Below are 16067 nucleotides of genomic sequence, written 5' to 3'. Positions count from 1 at the left end.
ATTCTCGAACGGACATGACGCTCCTCCTTTTTTGCTCAAAGAATATATGTTTCTCAAAAGAAACTTATGTGCCTATCAATAACCTACTTTATTCTTCTACATATTGCAACTAATTTTTCCTTTATTTTTTGTTAAATGAGTAAAATAATTTTCAATAAGAGACACTTTTCATCAAAGTCAGCGTTGTTTTTCAGGAAGGCGCACGAAGCACATATAGATGAAAATCACGGCGCATAGCGCGCCATACAGAGGATAAAGCGTGGAAATGAGTGAACCGTAGCCAAACTGTCCGATAACAAAGGTACAGATAATTAATGTGAGCATGGCAAAACGAATCGTGAACAGCGCTGGAAACACGCTGTGAAGCTGTCTGGTCAGACCGAATATATTTCCAACAAATGTAGTCAGTATCTCGCCGAAAATGACGCAGACAAACGCGATATGCATCCATGAACCAAGTGGTCGTACCATCTCCGCCATGGGTAATTCGTACAGACCGATATCGGATTTTCCCAACATCATCAGATGGGAGAGGAAGAGAAGCAATGCGAGTCCGCATCCGCCGAGAATCCCTCCATATTTCAGTACGCGTTCATCTTTAAACTCCTTTGCCATCGGGACAAGCACAATGAGCGCCGTGGACAAATTAAAGGCCGAATAATTAAACGCCGCAAATAGCCAGCGAATATGTCCCGACTCCGGAAAGAATTGAGCACCTGCTTTATTTGTCCAAAATGTGAGCAGTACAAAACTAACGAGCAAGGGGACAACAAGTGAATTGACAAACAGTAACCCACGGACACCTTTTATTAAAAAAAGGGTACCCAACAAAAGAGCAAGCAAAATACCGATCTGACGGCTCCAGCCCAGTTGTTCGCCAAATACCGCTCCTGATCCGGCCAGCATCACTCCGGTTATGCCCAAAATGATAAAAAACAACAAAGCTTGAATCACGCTGCCGATTCGCTCACCAAATAACGCAGTAATTAATTCATTAAAAGAATAAGCGTCTATTCGTCTTGCATAGATCATCATTTTTGTACCGATCCATGTCATGAACACGCCGCTTAGAATGGCTCCAATCGTACCATACGCATGGAATTGGGTAAAAAACTGAATAATTTCCCTCCCCGAGGCGAAACCAGCGCCGACAACGGTTCCAATGAATGTCGCCGCGACTTGTAAAACACCGATAACTTTTCCTTTCATTTGAATCGCCTCTTTTTCATTCACTACCGCGCATGTCTTTCTGATTCATCTTATGCGCGGCTTGTCCTGTCCATGCCTTTTAAAATCCGCCTTTACAGCGATGATGATTCCTCGTATAATGAGTTGAGTAAATTTAGTTTAGGAAAGGGGATCTGTCTTATGGCAAATGTAACGAACATTACCGCATACAATCTCATTGTCGCGTGCCGCCGGTCCCCAATACTCAGAAACATCTGAATGTTGTACTGACTATTAGGGAGCGGGGGCCTGTCACAGGGCAACTTCCATTTTGTGAGAAGACCGTGTGAACGGTCTTTTTTTCATACCTAATTTTCTTTCAACAGGAGGATTTTCATTGAACTTAAAAATGTATGGCTGGAATCAGCATTTAGAAGAAACACCCTTGAATCTTGAAAGCGGTCAATCGGTCGGCCGCGTGATTTCCGAATATAAAGGACAGTACAAGTTGATTACGGAGCGTGGTGAGTATTTGGCCGAGGTTGCCGGAAAGATGCGCCACCAAGCGGATACGCGCGAAGATTTTCCGGCAGTTGGTGACTGGGTCATTATTCGCGAACGTCCGTCCGAACACAAAGCGACCATTGACCGTCTTCTGCCCCGCTTCAGTAAATTTTCACGTCATGCGGCCGGCGGGGCAACTGTTGAACAGATTGTCGCCGCCAATATCGATACCATATTTCTGGTCATGGCCCTCAACCATGACTTCAACATACGCCGGCTGGAACGCTACCTAACCTTGGCCTGGGAGAGTGGCGCGAACCCTGTCGTCTTGCTGAGTAAGGCGGATCTATGCTCCGATCTCAAAACGAAAATAGCGGAGGTCGAAGCGATTGCGTTTGGCGTTCCGATCATCAGCGTCAGCGCGCTTCATGATGATGGAAAAGATCAATTCGCCGACTATCTCAGTTTAGGAAAAACAGCTGTTTTTCTTGGCTCGTCAGGTGCCGGAAAATCGACCTTAACCAACTGGCTCTGCGGTAAAGACATTCAGCTTGTAAACACGGTTCGCGCGGATGACGACCGCGGTCGCCACACGACAACGAATCGTGAACTGATCATTCTGCCCAATGGAGGTGTGCTCATTGACACGCCGGGTATGCGCGAGCTGCAACTCTGGACAGCTTCTGAAGAATCGCTTGACCATAGCTTCTCAGACATTGAAACACTTGCCGCTGCATGCCGTTTTCGCAACTGCACGCACCATAATGAGCCAGGATGCGCGGTGCAGGCCGCACTGCAAGACGGCCGACTAACTCAGGAACGTTACACGAGTTACTTGAAACTGCAACGCGAGCTCGCGTTCGTGAAACGTAAAACTGATGTTCAGGAGCGGCTCAAGGAAAAGGCGCGTTGGAAGAACATCCATAAGGAAATGCGCCGCCGCCATTAGAAAACTGGGCTTCGCGCCAAACCTCTGGCATAGGCGAAGACTTAGTTGCGACGGCCATGGACGCCCCTAGTGTCCGGTGAGCCGCAGGATGCGGCGTTTTTCCGGACCGCTTGCACTCGTTTCCTTGAATTCTTTTTATACTTTCTTACCAGTGAAACAAAGACCTCCGCTCAATTTGAGACGAAGGTCTTTGTTCTTGTGTATCTCATCTATGCTAAACTAGCATTGAGTATTTTGACATGCAAACAATGAAGCTGTCTCATACGGACATGGAGGAAAATGAATGAATCAGCGATTAAAACCATTGAACCATGGGGACTTTGATCTTTTTTATGATTTAATGAGAGAATCATTTCCTCAGGCAGAATTTCGTTCCCGTGACAAGGAACTCGATCTATTAAATCAAATGAATTTCACCATTTTATCCCGCTATGATCAGTCAGGAAAAGCATTAGAGGGATTTATTGCAGAGTGGTCTTTCCACGATTTTCTGTTTATTGAACACTTTGCCGTACAGTCAAGCTTGCGCGGACATGGAATCGGATCACACATGCTCAGTGAATATCTTGAGCATGCGAACAAACCGGTACTTATTGAGGTCGAAACACCAACGACTGATCTTGCGAAACGCAGAATCCATTTTTATGAACGGCTTGGTTTCACGCTTAGTGAATTTGGCTACATTCAGCCGGATTTGCAGCAAACCGGCGAACACGTTCACTTACTCATGATGCAGTACCCAACTCCCTTGACAGAACAAGAGTTTCTTGCGTGTAATGAAGAAATTTTTCGTTCAGTCTACGAAACAGCTGTATAGAAATTATGTACAAAAGGATCGGCGCGGGGACACATCCGGTCGATCCTTTTTAGTTAATACGCACAAGAAGCCCCAATGATGATTAAGAGAATAAACAGAACAACCACCAATGCGAAGCCTGAGCTTTTTCCATATCCTTCTGAAGCACCCATGATCCTCATCACCTCCACATGATTTTCCTTACTATCGTATGCGAATACCCGAATTCGTTTCGCCCGTTTTTCGTTTTCTTAGTTTGCCTCGCTCTACATCTGTATGCCTAAGCTTCTGCACTGTGATAAAATGGCAATGATTGGTGTCAAGAACGTTGCCTACAGTGGTAACGATATAAAACGGACGGATCCTACAGGAGGCTTATTGAATGGATAACTTTGAAATGTTACTTGACCATTATGCCGATATTACGGTCACAATTGGTCTTAATGTGCAGAAAGATCAAGATGTCATGATCTTTGCGCCTATTGAATCACCCGAATTCGTGCGGAAAGTTGTAAAAAGGGCTTACGAAGTTGGGGCGCGAAATGTCTTCGTTGATTGGGATGACGAACAGATAACACGTCTCAAGCTCGGACTTGCTCCTGAACAGTCATTAAGCCATTTTCCTGACTGGCGCGCGCGCACTTTCCAGGAACTTTCCGATCAAAATGCGGCATTCCTTTATATCTACTCACCCAATCCCGAACTGCTCAAAGGAATTGATCCACTACGAATAGCCGCGGCGCAAAAAGCCGCTGCTGCCGCGAATAAACAATTCTCAAATGATAAAAGCAGCGCGAAGGTAAGCTGGACAATAGTCTCGGTTCCAACTCTAGCTTGGTCTGCCACCATTTTTCCGAAAATGGATGAGTCCGAGCGAATGGATACGCTTTGGCAACAGATTTTTAAAATTACGCGTGCGGATCAAGCGAATCCTGAAGAAGCATGGAAACAGCATATTCAATCACTGACAGACAAGCTCAACTATTTCAATGAGAAACGTTTCAAAAAATTACACTATAAAGCACCGGGCACTGATTTGACGATTGAGCTTCCCGCAGAACATCTTTGGGTCGGCGGCGGTATGGTTAATGATCAAGGCACTCCGTTCCAACCCAACATGCCGACTGAGGAAATATTTACGATGCCGCATAAAAATGGAGTCAACGGGACGGTTGCCAGTACAAAACCATTAAACTATGGCGGTAATTTGATTAACAACTTCTCAATTACCTTTAAAAACGGCAGAATCGTTGCCTATCATGCAGAACAAGGACAGGACACACTCAAGCAAATCATTGAAACTGACGATGGCGCTCATTACCTTGGCGAGGTCTCCCTCGTCCCGCATCATTCACCAATTTCAGAAACCAATCTCATTTTCTACAATACATTATTTGACGAAAATGCCTCGTGCCACTTGGCCATTGGTCATTCCTTTCCATTCAACTATCGCGGTGGACGAAAGATGTCTCTTGAAACACTGGAATCGCTCGGCGCAAATCAAAGTTTGACACATGTAGATTTTATGGTTGGGTCAGGGGAATTGGCTATTGATGGTGAAACGGCGGACGGAAAGCAGATTCCTATTTTCCGCAAAGGCAATTGGGTAATTTAATTAACAACCTGTCCTGAAAAAAACAGGTCTGAGAAAAAGCCTCAGACCTGTTTTTGTATGCCCTTAAATAGCTTAATAGGTAATCATTGATCAAATCTTGAAGCGTTTGATTTCTTCTTGCATCATCTGAGCCTGTTGGTCCAGATCACCGGCCAATTTATTCAACTCGTCCATCGAAGCAGTCTGCTCTTGAACAGAAGCGCTCATTTCCTCTGTGCTCGCGGCCGTCTCTTCACTTGTTGCGGCGATCGTCTGCGCGCCTTGAGTTATTTGCTCAATTTGTTGATTCGTGTTAATAATCGCATCAGCGATCGTCTTCATGCCCGTAACGTTGCGTTCAATCGTTTTCTGGATTTCTTTAAACGCATCATTGGATTCGGCGACAGCCGCATCTTGACCTTTAAGGGTATCATTTGTTTGCTCACAATAAGCGACCGCCTGCTGGATCTCCTCATTCATCGATTGAACCATATCGGTGACTTCTTTAAGCGACTGATTGGTCTGCTGAGCAAGCTTCCGAATCTCGCCGGCAACCACGGCGAAACCTTTCCCTTGTTCGCCTGCATGTGCCGCCTCAATGCTGGCGTTTAGCGACAACAGATTCGTTCGTCTCGCAATACCATCAAGCACATCGATGATCTTGTGCACACGTTTGGCATGCTCCTCCAATTTCAGAACCGTACTAATGATCCGGTGGGTCGTGTCGGCAGAAGTTTTTGATTGAACGGATAGATGATCCATCTTGTCAAGACCTCCACGGGCAAACTCCGTCATCCGATAGGCTCCATTAAGAACTTCTTTACTGCGATCATCGATTCTATTGACCTGCTTCAAAAGATCCTGAAGCGACGTTTGACTATCATCAATAGATTTAGACTGATTTGATGCCCCAGCAGCGATCTCAGTTACCGTTGCGCTGATCTCATTTGCCGAAGCGACATTCTCCTCGGCACTAGCCACCAATGTCTGCGAAGCACCAATAATTTGATGCGATACATCAATCATTTTCTTAAATGCTTCACGGTTTGTTTGCGCCATCTGATTTACGCTTTTGGTTAATTGTGATAATTCATCATTGCCTTCAGCGGGTATTTTAACTGTTAAGTCGCCCTTTTCAATCCGTCCGGCAGCTTCCTGAAGCTTTCTCAAGCGCGCGATCATCCGTCCAAGTATGTAGCTTGTCAATAAGATCGCTACTGCAATAATAATGATCAAAGTCACAACTGATGGAAGTGTGATTAAATTGGCTTGCTTAGAGATCTCGCTTTTATCAATAATCCCCATAAGGGTCCAACCGGACGTTTTATTCTTAAAGAACGAAACAAGCTTTTGGGAGCCATCAATCTTTGCGTAAAAATTACCGCTATTACCCATACCACGCATTTTCTTGTAGAATTCCTGACCTGAGACACTCTTACCCAATTGGCTTTTCTTCGGGGACGCAATATAGGTACCTTTACTGTCAAGCAGTGTCGCATAGCCGGTTTCACCTAATTTGGCAGCACTCACCTGATTAATAATTGATTGGATGAACAGATCCATCTTGACAACGCCTTTAACTTTTCCTTCATCAACAACTGCCTGTGCCACACTTACTACATTTTGTTTTGTGACTTTATCATTGTAAGGATCGGTCCAAACCGATTTCCCGTTTGCGGCAGTTCCCGCCTTATACCAGCCTTCTGTAGTTGGATCGTAGCCCCTTGGAAAAAAGTAAAGAGGCGCACGCACAATGTCCTTGTCCGCAGATGCATAGCTGATTGCTTGATATTTTGTATTGGAACTAAGCACGTTTTGGAAAGAAAGCTGGATTTCATCCTTGTTCTTTTGCACATTTCCAAGCGTTTTACTCATCGTAAACTGGCGAGCGACAGACTGTGCATCGTCAAAGTATGTATCAAATGTTTGATTCGTTGCCTTCAACTGTGCCATCGTCGATTGCGTTAGTTGATCTGTTGTCTGCCTCGCTCCATAGAGATAGCTGAATAATCCTCCAATAATGCCAACAATAGCGATAATGCTGACGATTGGAATCAATAGTTGTTTTCGAAGACTCATTGTTGATAAACCGCGTCCACTCACATTTTGCGGCAACTTTCGGATAAATTTGCCCATCGAATTTATCTTCCCGCCCGTCAATCGCCCACTATTCTTCGAATGTTCCTCTGCTGCATTTTTTGGTTTGTTTACCTTTTTTGCGTTGCTCTCCTCTTTTTTCATTTATGATTCCCCCCAGAATACTATGCTTGCATTTTATCTATACATCGATCCTAACTAGCCCATGTTCGATTTCTATTAAGAAAGCGTGTAACCCTTCAGCGCTTGCCGGATAATTCCCGCGTCTGCTTCCAAATCGGACGCAAGTGTGGTCAGGTGCTCCATGCCGGCAGTCTGTTCTTCAATCGACGCAGTCACTTGCTGCGTACCTGCGGCTGTCTGTTCGCTGATTTGAGTAATGCCGTCAATATGTTCTTTAATCTCTTGTGTTCGCTCAGCCATATCATTGATCGAAGAAGAAATTTGGCTGATTCTGTCTTGATTGTCCGATACAGCTTGGGCAATTCGTTTGGACGCCTTCTCAAAATCGCTGACAACCACAAATTGTTCTTCGAGCACTTTACTCGTTTTTCCTGCAAACGCAACGGTGCTCTCCGTGTCGGTGCGAATACCGTTCATCAGATCAGAAATTTCCTTGAGCGCCCGATCCGTTTGCTCCGACAATTTTCGAACCTCATCGGCAACAACGGCGAACCCTTTACCTTGTTCACCGGCACGCGCCGCCTCAATTGCCGCATTCAAAGCGAGCAAATTCGTTTGTCCGGCAATTTCCGAAACGGTTTCGATAATCTTCCCCACATTCTTTGATCGTGAATCCAGTGATGCAATGGCATCGATAATATCCGCCGTGGTGCTGATCGTCCGCACTGAATGATCTCTCAGCTTAATCACGGATTCTTGATTTCTTTCTGAAACCTCGGCTAACTGTTCGGCACCTTGTTTCATCAAGCTTGTCTGTTCCGTAATACTTCCCATTCTCTCTTTCAACTGATCGGTCGCTTCTTTATTTTTGACCATCAGCTCCGCTTGATCGGAGGCTCCGGCAGCGATTTCAGTCATTGTCGATCCAATCTCGTTTGACGATGCGGTGTGTTCCTCCACACTTGACACCAGTGTCTGAGATGCATCGTTTACTTTATCCGAAACCTCAGACATGCTCTCAATCACACTATGATTCATTCGAATCATGTGATTGATGCCTTCAGCAAGACGGGCAAGCTCATCATTTTCGGAATCTTTGACGATGACACTCATGTCCCCGGTTTCCGCTCTTCCGACCGCTATCCTCAACTTGTGTACGCGTTTGTTATAGCCTATAAAAATAAAGCGCAGGGCAATTCCGCCTACGACAAGCAGTACAATGGCGGCAGCAACAGCAGGAAGAACCATCTGGACAGTCCCTAGGAAATAAAATGCTGCCGCCACACACAAAGCACCAATAAAAAACATCACGAAATAAAGACTTTGAAGGTTAAAACGCCTTGAATTCAGACTGCCTTCCGCCTTTTTCTTCTTTAAAGCCATGCCGATCCATCCCTTCAAGCCCAATCCGGTCACTTGTACCTATTTGCATAGCCCATCATATATCATTAATTATATCGGTCTGCCAAACTGAAAAGTTTATTCTATTTTGGCAATTATCCGTGCTGCTCGGCTTGCAGACGTGAGGAATGATGGCTGCCGGTGTAAAAGAGATAATAGTAGAGATCAAGAACGAACACGATGATCATCGCTAAAATCATACCGGCCAAATCAAAGGTAAATGTGTCAATAAGATGCCCGGTTCGACCCGGAACAAACGTTTGATGCCATTCATCGAACATCGCGTAGCACAGAGCGATCGCAGGACCGCAGAAATAGCAAAGCATCCGAGGCATCACAGTCGTCATAAAGAGATTAATAATCATAAAGGTTAAGAGACAATATTCAGTAACATGACTTGCCTTGCGGAAAACGAATTCGAACAAAGCGTATGGATCATCGGAAGTAATCCGCTCTCCGCCATAGTTAAAATCGACATGTGGAAAGGTCTCCGCTGTCCATTCAAAGTGTGCTTTCAGGAAAGGCTGCAGATTCTGCTGAGTATACGGTGTTGATGATCCCTTATAGATCATCCCAACAATAAGCAAAATCAGTACGAGCCAAAAAATGAATGCCTTAAGATTTTTTAACATAGGTCAATCCCCCATCATAGAATTCCATGCCCATCAAGGAATTCAAATTTAATTTATGTCAGAATAAATGCTGTAACAGCGTCAATTGTAAATTCATAAAATAAATTCTTAATATTTTCTCCATTATAGCGCAATCGTCCGGGTAATTTGTAGGTGTTTTTTGACAGTGACACACCTAAGCTCATCTATTCGTCAGAAAAATAGAAATTATGTCCGTGAGTTTATCAGTAGGACAAGACAAGGTTCAACAAGTCTATTCTTATGAATTCAAAAAGAGCTTTCGCACCGAATAACCGTGGAAAGTCCTTTTGATATGACGGCAGCTAACGACATCCTCATCCACTCATGAAAACACGCATAACTCATGTTCGATTTGCACACGATAATCGTTGTTCCACACAACAAATAAAGGAGTCTTTTTTTATGAACAAAGAACAAGAATTCACCCACCAATTTAAAGAAAGAGATAACACGGGCGAACATCGCAACGGACGACTGGCCCAGCAAAAAAATTATGCCGACGGGAATGATGTTCCGAACGAGTACACAAGTCATCAAAACAAGAACAACCATTAATCAGAAATCGGACGAACCCGGGAAGCCTGCGCATAGTAGGCTTTCTTGTTCTTTTCAGGAACCATACCGCCGCCGGTTGCCCAGAAAAGATGAGTCGCATTGATCATTTTATCCGTCAATTGGTGCTCCGCTAAGTAGTGTTGCCCGGCGCGACTGCCCAAAAGCATCTGTGATCCGATGATACCGGCCGCGGCAGAGGGTTCAATCCAATGATTTTCTGTATCCTTGAGCGCTTTCAAATACTGAAAAAGGCGTTCATCCGACACAGTCATGCAGCCGGATATTAAGTGTCCGGCTGCTTTTCCGGCAAAAGCCGACGGACGCGGAACAGCTAATCCGTCAGCCGCCGTCCGATTATCAAGTCCGAAATCCCGCACCGACACTTGGTCATTCAAGCCCGTCAATAGCCCAAGCAAAAAACATGGCGCACGAGTCGGCTCGACAAAAAAAGCATGCACATGGGAACCGAATGCCTGCTTCAAACCAAACGTCACACCAGCCGGACCGCCGCCTACTCCGCATGGCAGATAGACAAACAGCGGATGATCAGAATCCACCGAAATCGCCGCGTCGGCAAATTGTTTTTTCAATCGATTACCTGCCGTGGCGTAACCGACAAACAGGTCTTTCGAATTCTCATCATCAATAAAATGGCAACGGGGATCTTGCGCCGCCTGCCTTCTCCCCTCTGTGATCGCCACACTATAATCTGCCTCATACTCTTTAACAATCGCGCCTTTTTCCCGAAGCATCTCTTTTTTCCACTGACTTGCGTCGGCCGACATGTGTACGGTCGTATGAAAACCAAGTGTCGCCCCAACAATGCCAATGCTGAGTCCAAGATTCCCTGTTGATCCGACCGCGATCGAATAGTACGAGAAAAAGGTTCGAAACGATTTCTCCGCAAGTTTTGCGTAGTCATCTGTTTCTCTGAGCAATCCCGCGCTCATCGCCAATTGTTCTGCTGTCTTCAGCACTTCATAAATCCCGCCGCGCGCCTTAATTGATCCGGATATCGGCAGTTCGCTGTCTGCCTTCATCATCAGCCGTCCGGAAATCGACGTATCGCCGAATTCCCCCAGAAATGCCTGCAGCTTGGGCAGCGCGTAAATCGGCGATTCGATTCTTCCGCGTGAAGCGCGTGTTTCTGGAAAAGCAGCGGAAAAATAAGACGCGAATCGCTGTAACCGAGACTCAGCATCCGCAACATCCTGACCGGAAACAAAATCCGCTCCCTGTTCGCCATAATGTGGATTGAGCCATAACACTTCACTGCCCGCTTCGATTTTCTTAACGATTGGATTCATTCGTTCCCATTCCGTCAATGATTTCCCACCGATTTGATGATCCATGATTGCCCCCTAGCGCAGTGTTTCCTGCGATATATTTTGCTCATTCAAGCTGTCTAAAAGATGAAAGATCAAATGAAAATTTGAGTATCGTTGCACCGAATGTGTCCCCTGTTCAATAAATGTCCAGCTGTCATCAAGAGAACCTTGAACCGCAAAGGTGCTGTCTTCAAAGAATTGATGAAAAAGTTCCGGACGACTGCTGCATTCTCGTTCAAATTTTCGCGAGCGGTTGATTTTCTCTTCAATGCTCATGTTCCGATCATTATAAATAACATGGTCGAGGTTGCAAGAAAAATAGTAAATAAAGTAATAGATTCCCGACATGATCTCATCCGCTGTACTCATCAACCGAAGCTCGGATGCTTTCATTTTATTCCTTTTTTGTATGTACTGCCGAATCCCGCTATTTGCTACGACAATTCCGGATTCGCGGTAAACCGGATCCTTACCAACCGACTCGTTTACAGTAACGTCCTGATCATCGACGAACGCCCCGTCTGTATCTGTGAGCTGAATAACCGCTAAGATTTCTTGTTTGCGATATTTCGTTTCATTCATGATTTTTCGAACCTGATCCGAGACACGCGTTTTAACGCTTTTTCTAACACCCGGTCTCGTGAACAGATCACCATGAGTGACATGGATGTAAATCGTATAGTTATAGGACACGTATTTTCGAATAGCCGCCACTGCGCGTTCATCCGAAACTCCCTCAACAATAAAAACAACCACTTTTTTCTTAGCCATGATTTAATTCACCTGCTTCATCGAAAGCCTCCATGATCTCATAACGGTCGGTCTCTTGATAGACATCCTCTCCGTCATTTCCGAGTTGAATCGCACGGATGTAGACCTCACGTATGTTATTGCTGTCTCGGATGCCCTTAAGAACAATATAGCGATTTTCCGGATTGGTCGATGTAAACACAAGATTTTCTTTTTCAAGCACTTCTAAAAGCCTCAAGTTATGCGAGGTGAACAGCAGTTGTCCCTTGCCGCTGTCCTTCAAAATTTTCACGAGTTCTCCAAGCAAAAATTCATAAATGCCTGCGTCCAGTTCGTCGATCACAATACACGCGTTCTTATCGTTATACATCACAATCAGAGAACTCAGCACGGTGAGCAATTTCTTAACACCATCAGATTCACAGGCGATCGGAAGCACTCGACCCTCACGCTTTGCGACTAACTCAACACGAACACCGTCACGTCCGTCGCTCATTGTTTGGCTCCCCAAGTTCTTCGCTTCCACCGACAATCCCGGAACAATCTCTTTAAGTATCTTGCTGATCGCGGTAAACATCGTTTGCAAAATTTCATAGGTTTCCATGTCGACTTTCTTAGGCGAGTTGATCGGCAGCTCAACCACACCATAACCCTCTTCATCCAGATTCAACGCCGCACTTCGGCAATGAATCGGAATCGAGAGATTAGCGAGCGATATGCCGGACTCATGGTTGCTTAAAACGAAGAGACGACTGGCGAATACATTCTTAAGCGCCTGCAACAGTTCGAAAGTTCGCTGCTCGAGCGCCCTGCCAAGCAAATGAAAGCCCTCTGCGCGGAAAATAAAGGATGTGTGCTCCTTATAAGCAAGTTCAGCATTGACCTTGTAAGAAACCACCAGATCTTCTTTTCTGGACTTCATTTTCGACGCCACCGCATTCGGCGACAGCTTCGTCTCCTGCCCTTCCCGCGTGAACGCAAGCACTGTTTTATACCGTGCGCCTTTGACCAATTCCTTGTAGCGAATTTCCTCATGCGAAATAAACACCGGATCATGCGCACGATCATTTGCCAAATTCACCGCGTCATCCGCATCCAAGTCCCGCTTGGTCAGCGCGACGTCATACACAGCCTCATAATAGTGGCGCTCAACACAGATCAAAAAGGTGAACACAAAGCGCACCGTATCACTCCGCTGATAAATCAGCCGGTCAACATCCGGACTCAGCGGCTTTCCGCCGAGCAGCGTGCGCAGCACATCAAACGCAGAGACCACAGCCGTCTTCCCAGACCCATTTTGTCCATACAGCCCCAGCACATCCGCTCGTTTCATCGAATGACTTTTCGCACATGGAAAATACAACTTCCCCTGCACAACATTCTTGCAATTATATAGTTCAAGACTCGAGACCCGTACCTTTATATCCATATACGTTACCCCTCAGAAGACATCATTGAAATGATTGTGCAAAATGAAAAACAATCCTCATGATTATTATCTTGGAAAGGGGCGGGTTGTATGCATGAAGTCATACTAAATCTTCATTACAAAGAAGTCACATCAATTAAAATAATCTCATCTGCTCACTTTTATTTGATGATTGACTTACATGAACATATCCCATCGCCCGATAACCTTTAAGCCTTTTTTGATACATTTTATTAAGAACAGGAACACTGCTGTCCACATAATCGTAGACACGCACTTCGTTTTTATTTGGATGTTCACGATGAAGTCTACCGACATATTGTTCTAGCGTACCTTTCCAAGAAATTGGCATCACTAGAAATAAAGTATCTAACCTCGAATCATCAAATCCTTCCCCAATATACTTTCCAGTAGCTATTACCAGACATTCTACTTCAGCTGGAAGATCAGCTAAATACTGCAATTCGTGTTTGCGTTCGCTTCTTTTCCCCTGCCCAGAAAGGACAACGATTTGTTTAACAAACGGTGCAAATCTTTTCTTAAGAGTAGAAGCATGTGCAACTCTCTCTGTGATTATGATTGGTTTTCTTTTTTCCTCCAAAGATTCAAGCACATCATTAAAAATCAAGTCGTTTCTATCCTGATCATTCACTAGTTCAGTAAATAGTTTTTGAATATCTGTTAATTCAGATTTAAACTTGGTTTGTCTCGGAAGGAGGATGTGATTAAATGTTTGCACTTTAGATTGAGTTTTAGCGTTAACCTTGAATCTTATCGGCCCACACTGCATCTCAATGATCGGATGAAGACCATCTTTTCGTACTGGTGTTGCAGTAAGACCAAGAACAAATTTTGTTCGAATATGCTTCAAAACTTTTTCAAAGCTATATGCTGCAATATGATGACATTCGTCCACTATAACTTGTCCATATTGAGTAACCAGCGCTTTTACACCAGATTTACCATTTAGAGACTGGATCATAGCAATATCAATAGTACCTGTAATCCTGTTCTTCCCACCGCCTATTTGTCCAATCTCATTCTTTGATATTCCAAGCAGTAACGATATTTTTTCAATCCATTGCTCAAGCAACTGCAAACGATGAACAACGATTAATGTATTGACTTTCCTTTTGGCTAATAATGCTGCGGATACCACAGTTTTACCAAATCCCGGTACTGCTGCTAAAATGCCGTAATCATTTTCTAGTAACGTTTCAAGTGCATCCTGCTGAATCGAAGTTAATCGCCCATGAAAGACAGGTTCAATTTCTATTCCTATATACCTCTGATCTTCAATGGTTATTTCCATCGAATGTTCTTTAGCAAGACTTTTTAATTTATCAAGACATCCCCGCGGAATGACTAGATTCTCTCCAATTTCATCAGAGCAGTTGATTTTATGCGGAATTCCCGACATCGTCATTCGTCTTGCTTGCTTTCGATAAAACTCTGGATTAGAAAAGCATGCTAGCTCTCTAATCCTATCCAGTACCATTGAAGGTAACTTATGAGAATTCAAATAAATTCCGTTCGTAATCACAACTTTTATTTTGTCCGGCCATTCCTGTTTTGTTTGTTTTTTATTAACTGTACTAAGATTAGAAAGTATATCATCTATTTTTCTCTGATTTACCTTATGAACTGACGATAAATACAACCATTGATCTGAATAGGGTGTCCAATTTTCATCAACAAAAATACTGTTGCCTCGCATTCTAGCCTTTTTCTGAAGCGGTAATGCTATTAAATTACCAAATCCTCCTTTAGGCATAGTATCCTGATTTGGAAATAAGCGATCAAATGAGTCTAGACCTAATTCGTAACATTCCTCTAGAGTCTTCGATAGTAAAATCGCCCCTAGTTGTCTGGCGCTTTTGGCAGGAATTGGCTCCATGAAAAACAACCAGAGATGAGCACCATTTCCGGATCTGGATCGTTCAATGCAAAACGGTAAACCATACTGTTTGCTGACTTTAAGAAATGCTTGCACATCTTCCTGCCAGCTCTTTTTGTCAAAATCAACAGCAAGAAACCAGCATTTTTCATTTTTAAGCATTGGATACAGACCAACCGTCTTTTCTCCGCTCAGATGTTCAAAAATAGTTTGTTGGTTAAGTGGTAATAGGGTTCGATTGGGGCATTTGCTGCAAGCGATCTCCGGTTTTCGGCAAATTGGACGTTGCCACTCATACCTACAAGCAGGGCTATAGCCGGACATTCCCTTTTTGGATTCCCAGCGCACCGAATACACATCATCCCTACCATGAAAAAGGCTTCTAAACAATGACACTTTTTCGTCAGGAAGAGAATAGTTTGAAAGGTAGTTTGTTTCTTCGTTCTTAATCGGTTTTTGCTGAATCTCACGTTCAATGAATTTTCTGTCTGAATTAGGCGTTCTTATTAACTCCGCATTGAGTCTTTTTAAGTAAACATTTTCTTTTTTCAGTTGTTTGTATCCAGCAAGTAGATGTCGAAATTGTTCATTAGTGATCATTATTTTTTGTTCCTTAGTATAAATTTTCATCATAGAACATATATTTCCAATATTACCACTTTTCTATACATATTTTGATTATATCCCAATGAATTAAGAACGTCATACATATACACATTTACTTAGATGAAAGCATTGATGATATAATGTTGTTAATTACACTCTTCATGAGTGCGTGGATTGAGCCATACTTCCCATGTATGAATTGATGTGATACGATCGAT

Annotated in this window: 13 protein-coding genes; 4 read left to right on the top strand and 9 right to left on the bottom strand. The window is 44.0% G+C overall.

Features of this window, described 5'->3' with window-relative positions; all coding sequences use genetic code 11:
* Positions 1–177: 177 nt before the first annotated feature.
* Complete coding sequence (locus BM003_RS12475) at positions 178–1209, bottom strand: YkvI family membrane protein (protein ID WP_093673567.1); 1032 nt, start codon at positions 1207–1209, stop codon at positions 178–180.
* Between the two features lie 355 nt (positions 1210–1564).
* Here BM003_RS12475 and rsgA point away from each other — a divergent pair, with 355 nt between their 5' ends.
* Positions 1565–2620, top strand: a complete 1056-nt coding sequence (gene rsgA / locus BM003_RS12470; protein ID WP_245734253.1) for a ribosome small subunit-dependent GTPase A — start codon at positions 1565–1567, stop codon at positions 2618–2620.
* A 283-nt stretch (positions 2621–2903) separates the two neighbouring features.
* Positions 2904–3437 carry a GNAT family N-acetyltransferase gene (locus BM003_RS12460; protein ID WP_093673563.1) on the top strand — a complete coding sequence of 178 codons (534 nt, stop codon included), beginning with the start codon at positions 2904–2906 and terminating at the stop codon, positions 3435–3437.
* 53 nt (positions 3438–3490) lie between these two features.
* Here BM003_RS12460 and BM003_RS12455 read toward each other — a convergent pair whose 3' ends face one another.
* Positions 3491–3589 carry a YjcZ family sporulation protein gene (locus BM003_RS12455; RefSeq protein ID WP_143128463.1) on the bottom strand — a complete coding sequence of 33 codons (99 nt, stop codon included), beginning with the start codon at positions 3587–3589 and terminating at the stop codon, positions 3491–3493.
* A 209-nt stretch (positions 3590–3798) separates the two neighbouring features.
* Between BM003_RS12455 and BM003_RS12450 the strand changes: the two genes are divergently transcribed.
* Positions 3799–5031, top strand: a complete 1233-nt coding sequence (locus BM003_RS12450; RefSeq protein WP_093673559.1) for an aminopeptidase — start codon at positions 3799–3801, stop codon at positions 5029–5031.
* A gap of 90 nt (positions 5032–5121) precedes the next feature.
* On the opposite strand, the gene BM003_RS12445 is transcribed toward BM003_RS12450, so the two are convergent.
* The 3 genes from BM003_RS12445 to BM003_RS12435 all read right to left on the bottom strand — a co-directional run bounded on the left by BM003_RS12445 (position 5122) and on the right by BM003_RS12435 (position 9263).
* Complete coding sequence (locus BM003_RS12445; RefSeq protein WP_093673557.1) at positions 5122–7251, bottom strand: methyl-accepting chemotaxis protein; 2130 nt, start codon at positions 7249–7251, stop codon at positions 5122–5124.
* Positions 7252–7326: 75 nt separating this feature from the next.
* Positions 7327–8613: a methyl-accepting chemotaxis protein gene (locus BM003_RS12440; RefSeq protein ID WP_093673555.1), complete on the bottom strand. Its 1287-nt coding sequence runs from the start codon at positions 8611–8613 to the stop codon at positions 7327–7329.
* Between the two features lie 113 nt (positions 8614–8726).
* Positions 8727–9263 (bottom strand): VanZ family protein, encoded by a 537-nt coding sequence (locus BM003_RS12435; protein WP_093673553.1) that lies wholly within the window; start codon positions 9261–9263, stop codon positions 8727–8729.
* Positions 9264–9686: 423 nt separating this feature from the next.
* On the opposite strand from BM003_RS12435, the gene BM003_RS17695 reads away from it, so the two are divergent.
* Positions 9687–9839 (top strand): hypothetical protein, encoded by a 153-nt coding sequence (locus BM003_RS17695; protein ID WP_177184784.1) that lies wholly within the window; start codon positions 9687–9689, stop codon positions 9837–9839.
* On the opposite strand, the gene BM003_RS12430 is transcribed toward BM003_RS17695, so the two are convergent.
* The 4 genes from BM003_RS12430 to BM003_RS12415 form a co-directional block, all read right to left on the bottom strand.
* Positions 9836–11191, bottom strand: coding sequence for a D-serine ammonia-lyase (locus BM003_RS12430; RefSeq protein WP_093673551.1), 1356 nt, complete (start codon positions 11189–11191; stop codon positions 9836–9838). The genes BM003_RS17695 and BM003_RS12430 overlap by 4 nt on opposite strands.
* A gap of 9 nt (positions 11192–11200) precedes the next feature.
* Positions 11201–11938, bottom strand: a complete 738-nt coding sequence (locus tag BM003_RS12425; RefSeq protein ID WP_093673549.1) for a hypothetical protein — start codon at positions 11936–11938, stop codon at positions 11201–11203.
* Positions 11931–13346: an ATP-binding protein gene (locus BM003_RS12420; RefSeq protein WP_093673547.1), complete on the bottom strand. Its 1416-nt coding sequence runs from the start codon at positions 13344–13346 to the stop codon at positions 11931–11933. Before BM003_RS12420 ends, BM003_RS12425 begins: the two co-directional genes overlap by 8 nt.
* A 136-nt stretch (positions 13347–13482) precedes the next feature.
* A complete protein-coding gene (locus BM003_RS12415; RefSeq protein WP_093673675.1) occupies positions 13483–15843 on the bottom strand; it encodes a TOTE conflict system archaeo-eukaryotic primase domain-containing protein in 2361 nt (786 codons plus the stop codon).
* Positions 15844–16067: the final 224 nt, after the last annotated feature.

Origin of the sequence: Sporolactobacillus nakayamae, from assembly GCF_900113325.1 — a bacterium.
GTDB classification, from domain to species: domain Bacteria; phylum Bacillota; class Bacilli; order Bacillales; family Sporolactobacillaceae; genus Sporolactobacillus; species Sporolactobacillus nakayamae.
This window is presented reverse-complemented; position numbering and strand designations above follow the sequence as displayed.

Coding starts and splice junctions, on each gene's coding strand:
- BM003_RS12475 (WP_093673567.1), bottom strand. CDS start 1,209: ATGAAAGGAAAAGTTATCGGTGTTTTACAAGTCGCGGCGACATTCATT.
- BM003_RS12460 (WP_093673563.1), top strand. CDS start 2,904: ATGAATCAGCGATTAAAACCATTGAACCATGGGGACTTTGATCTTTTT.
- BM003_RS12455 (WP_143128463.1), bottom strand. CDS start 3,589: ATGGGTGCTTCAGAAGGATATGGAAAAAGCTCAGGCTTCGCATTGGTG.
- BM003_RS12450 (WP_093673559.1), top strand. CDS start 3,799: ATGGATAACTTTGAAATGTTACTTGACCATTATGCCGATATTACGGTC.
- BM003_RS12445 (WP_093673557.1), bottom strand. CDS start 7,251: ATGAAAAAAGAGGAGAGCAACGCAAAAAAGGTAAACAAACCAAAAAAT.
- BM003_RS12440 (WP_093673555.1), bottom strand. CDS start 8,613: ATGGCTTTAAAGAAGAAAAAGGCGGAAGGCAGTCTGAATTCAAGGCGT.
- BM003_RS12435 (WP_093673553.1), bottom strand. CDS start 9,263: ATGTTAAAAAATCTTAAGGCATTCATTTTTTGGCTCGTACTGATTTTG.
- BM003_RS17695 (WP_177184784.1), top strand. CDS start 9,687: ATGAACAAAGAACAAGAATTCACCCACCAATTTAAAGAAAGAGATAAC.
- BM003_RS12430 (WP_093673551.1), bottom strand. CDS start 11,191: ATGGATCATCAAATCGGTGGGAAATCATTGACGGAATGGGAACGAATG.
- BM003_RS12425 (WP_093673549.1), bottom strand. CDS start 11,938: ATGGCTAAGAAAAAAGTGGTTGTTTTTATTGTTGAGGGAGTTTCGGAT.
- BM003_RS12420 (WP_093673547.1), bottom strand. CDS start 13,346: ATGGATATAAAGGTACGGGTCTCGAGTCTTGAACTATATAATTGCAAG.
- BM003_RS12415 (WP_093673675.1), bottom strand. CDS start 15,843: ATGATCACTAATGAACAATTTCGACATCTACTTGCTGGATACAAACAA.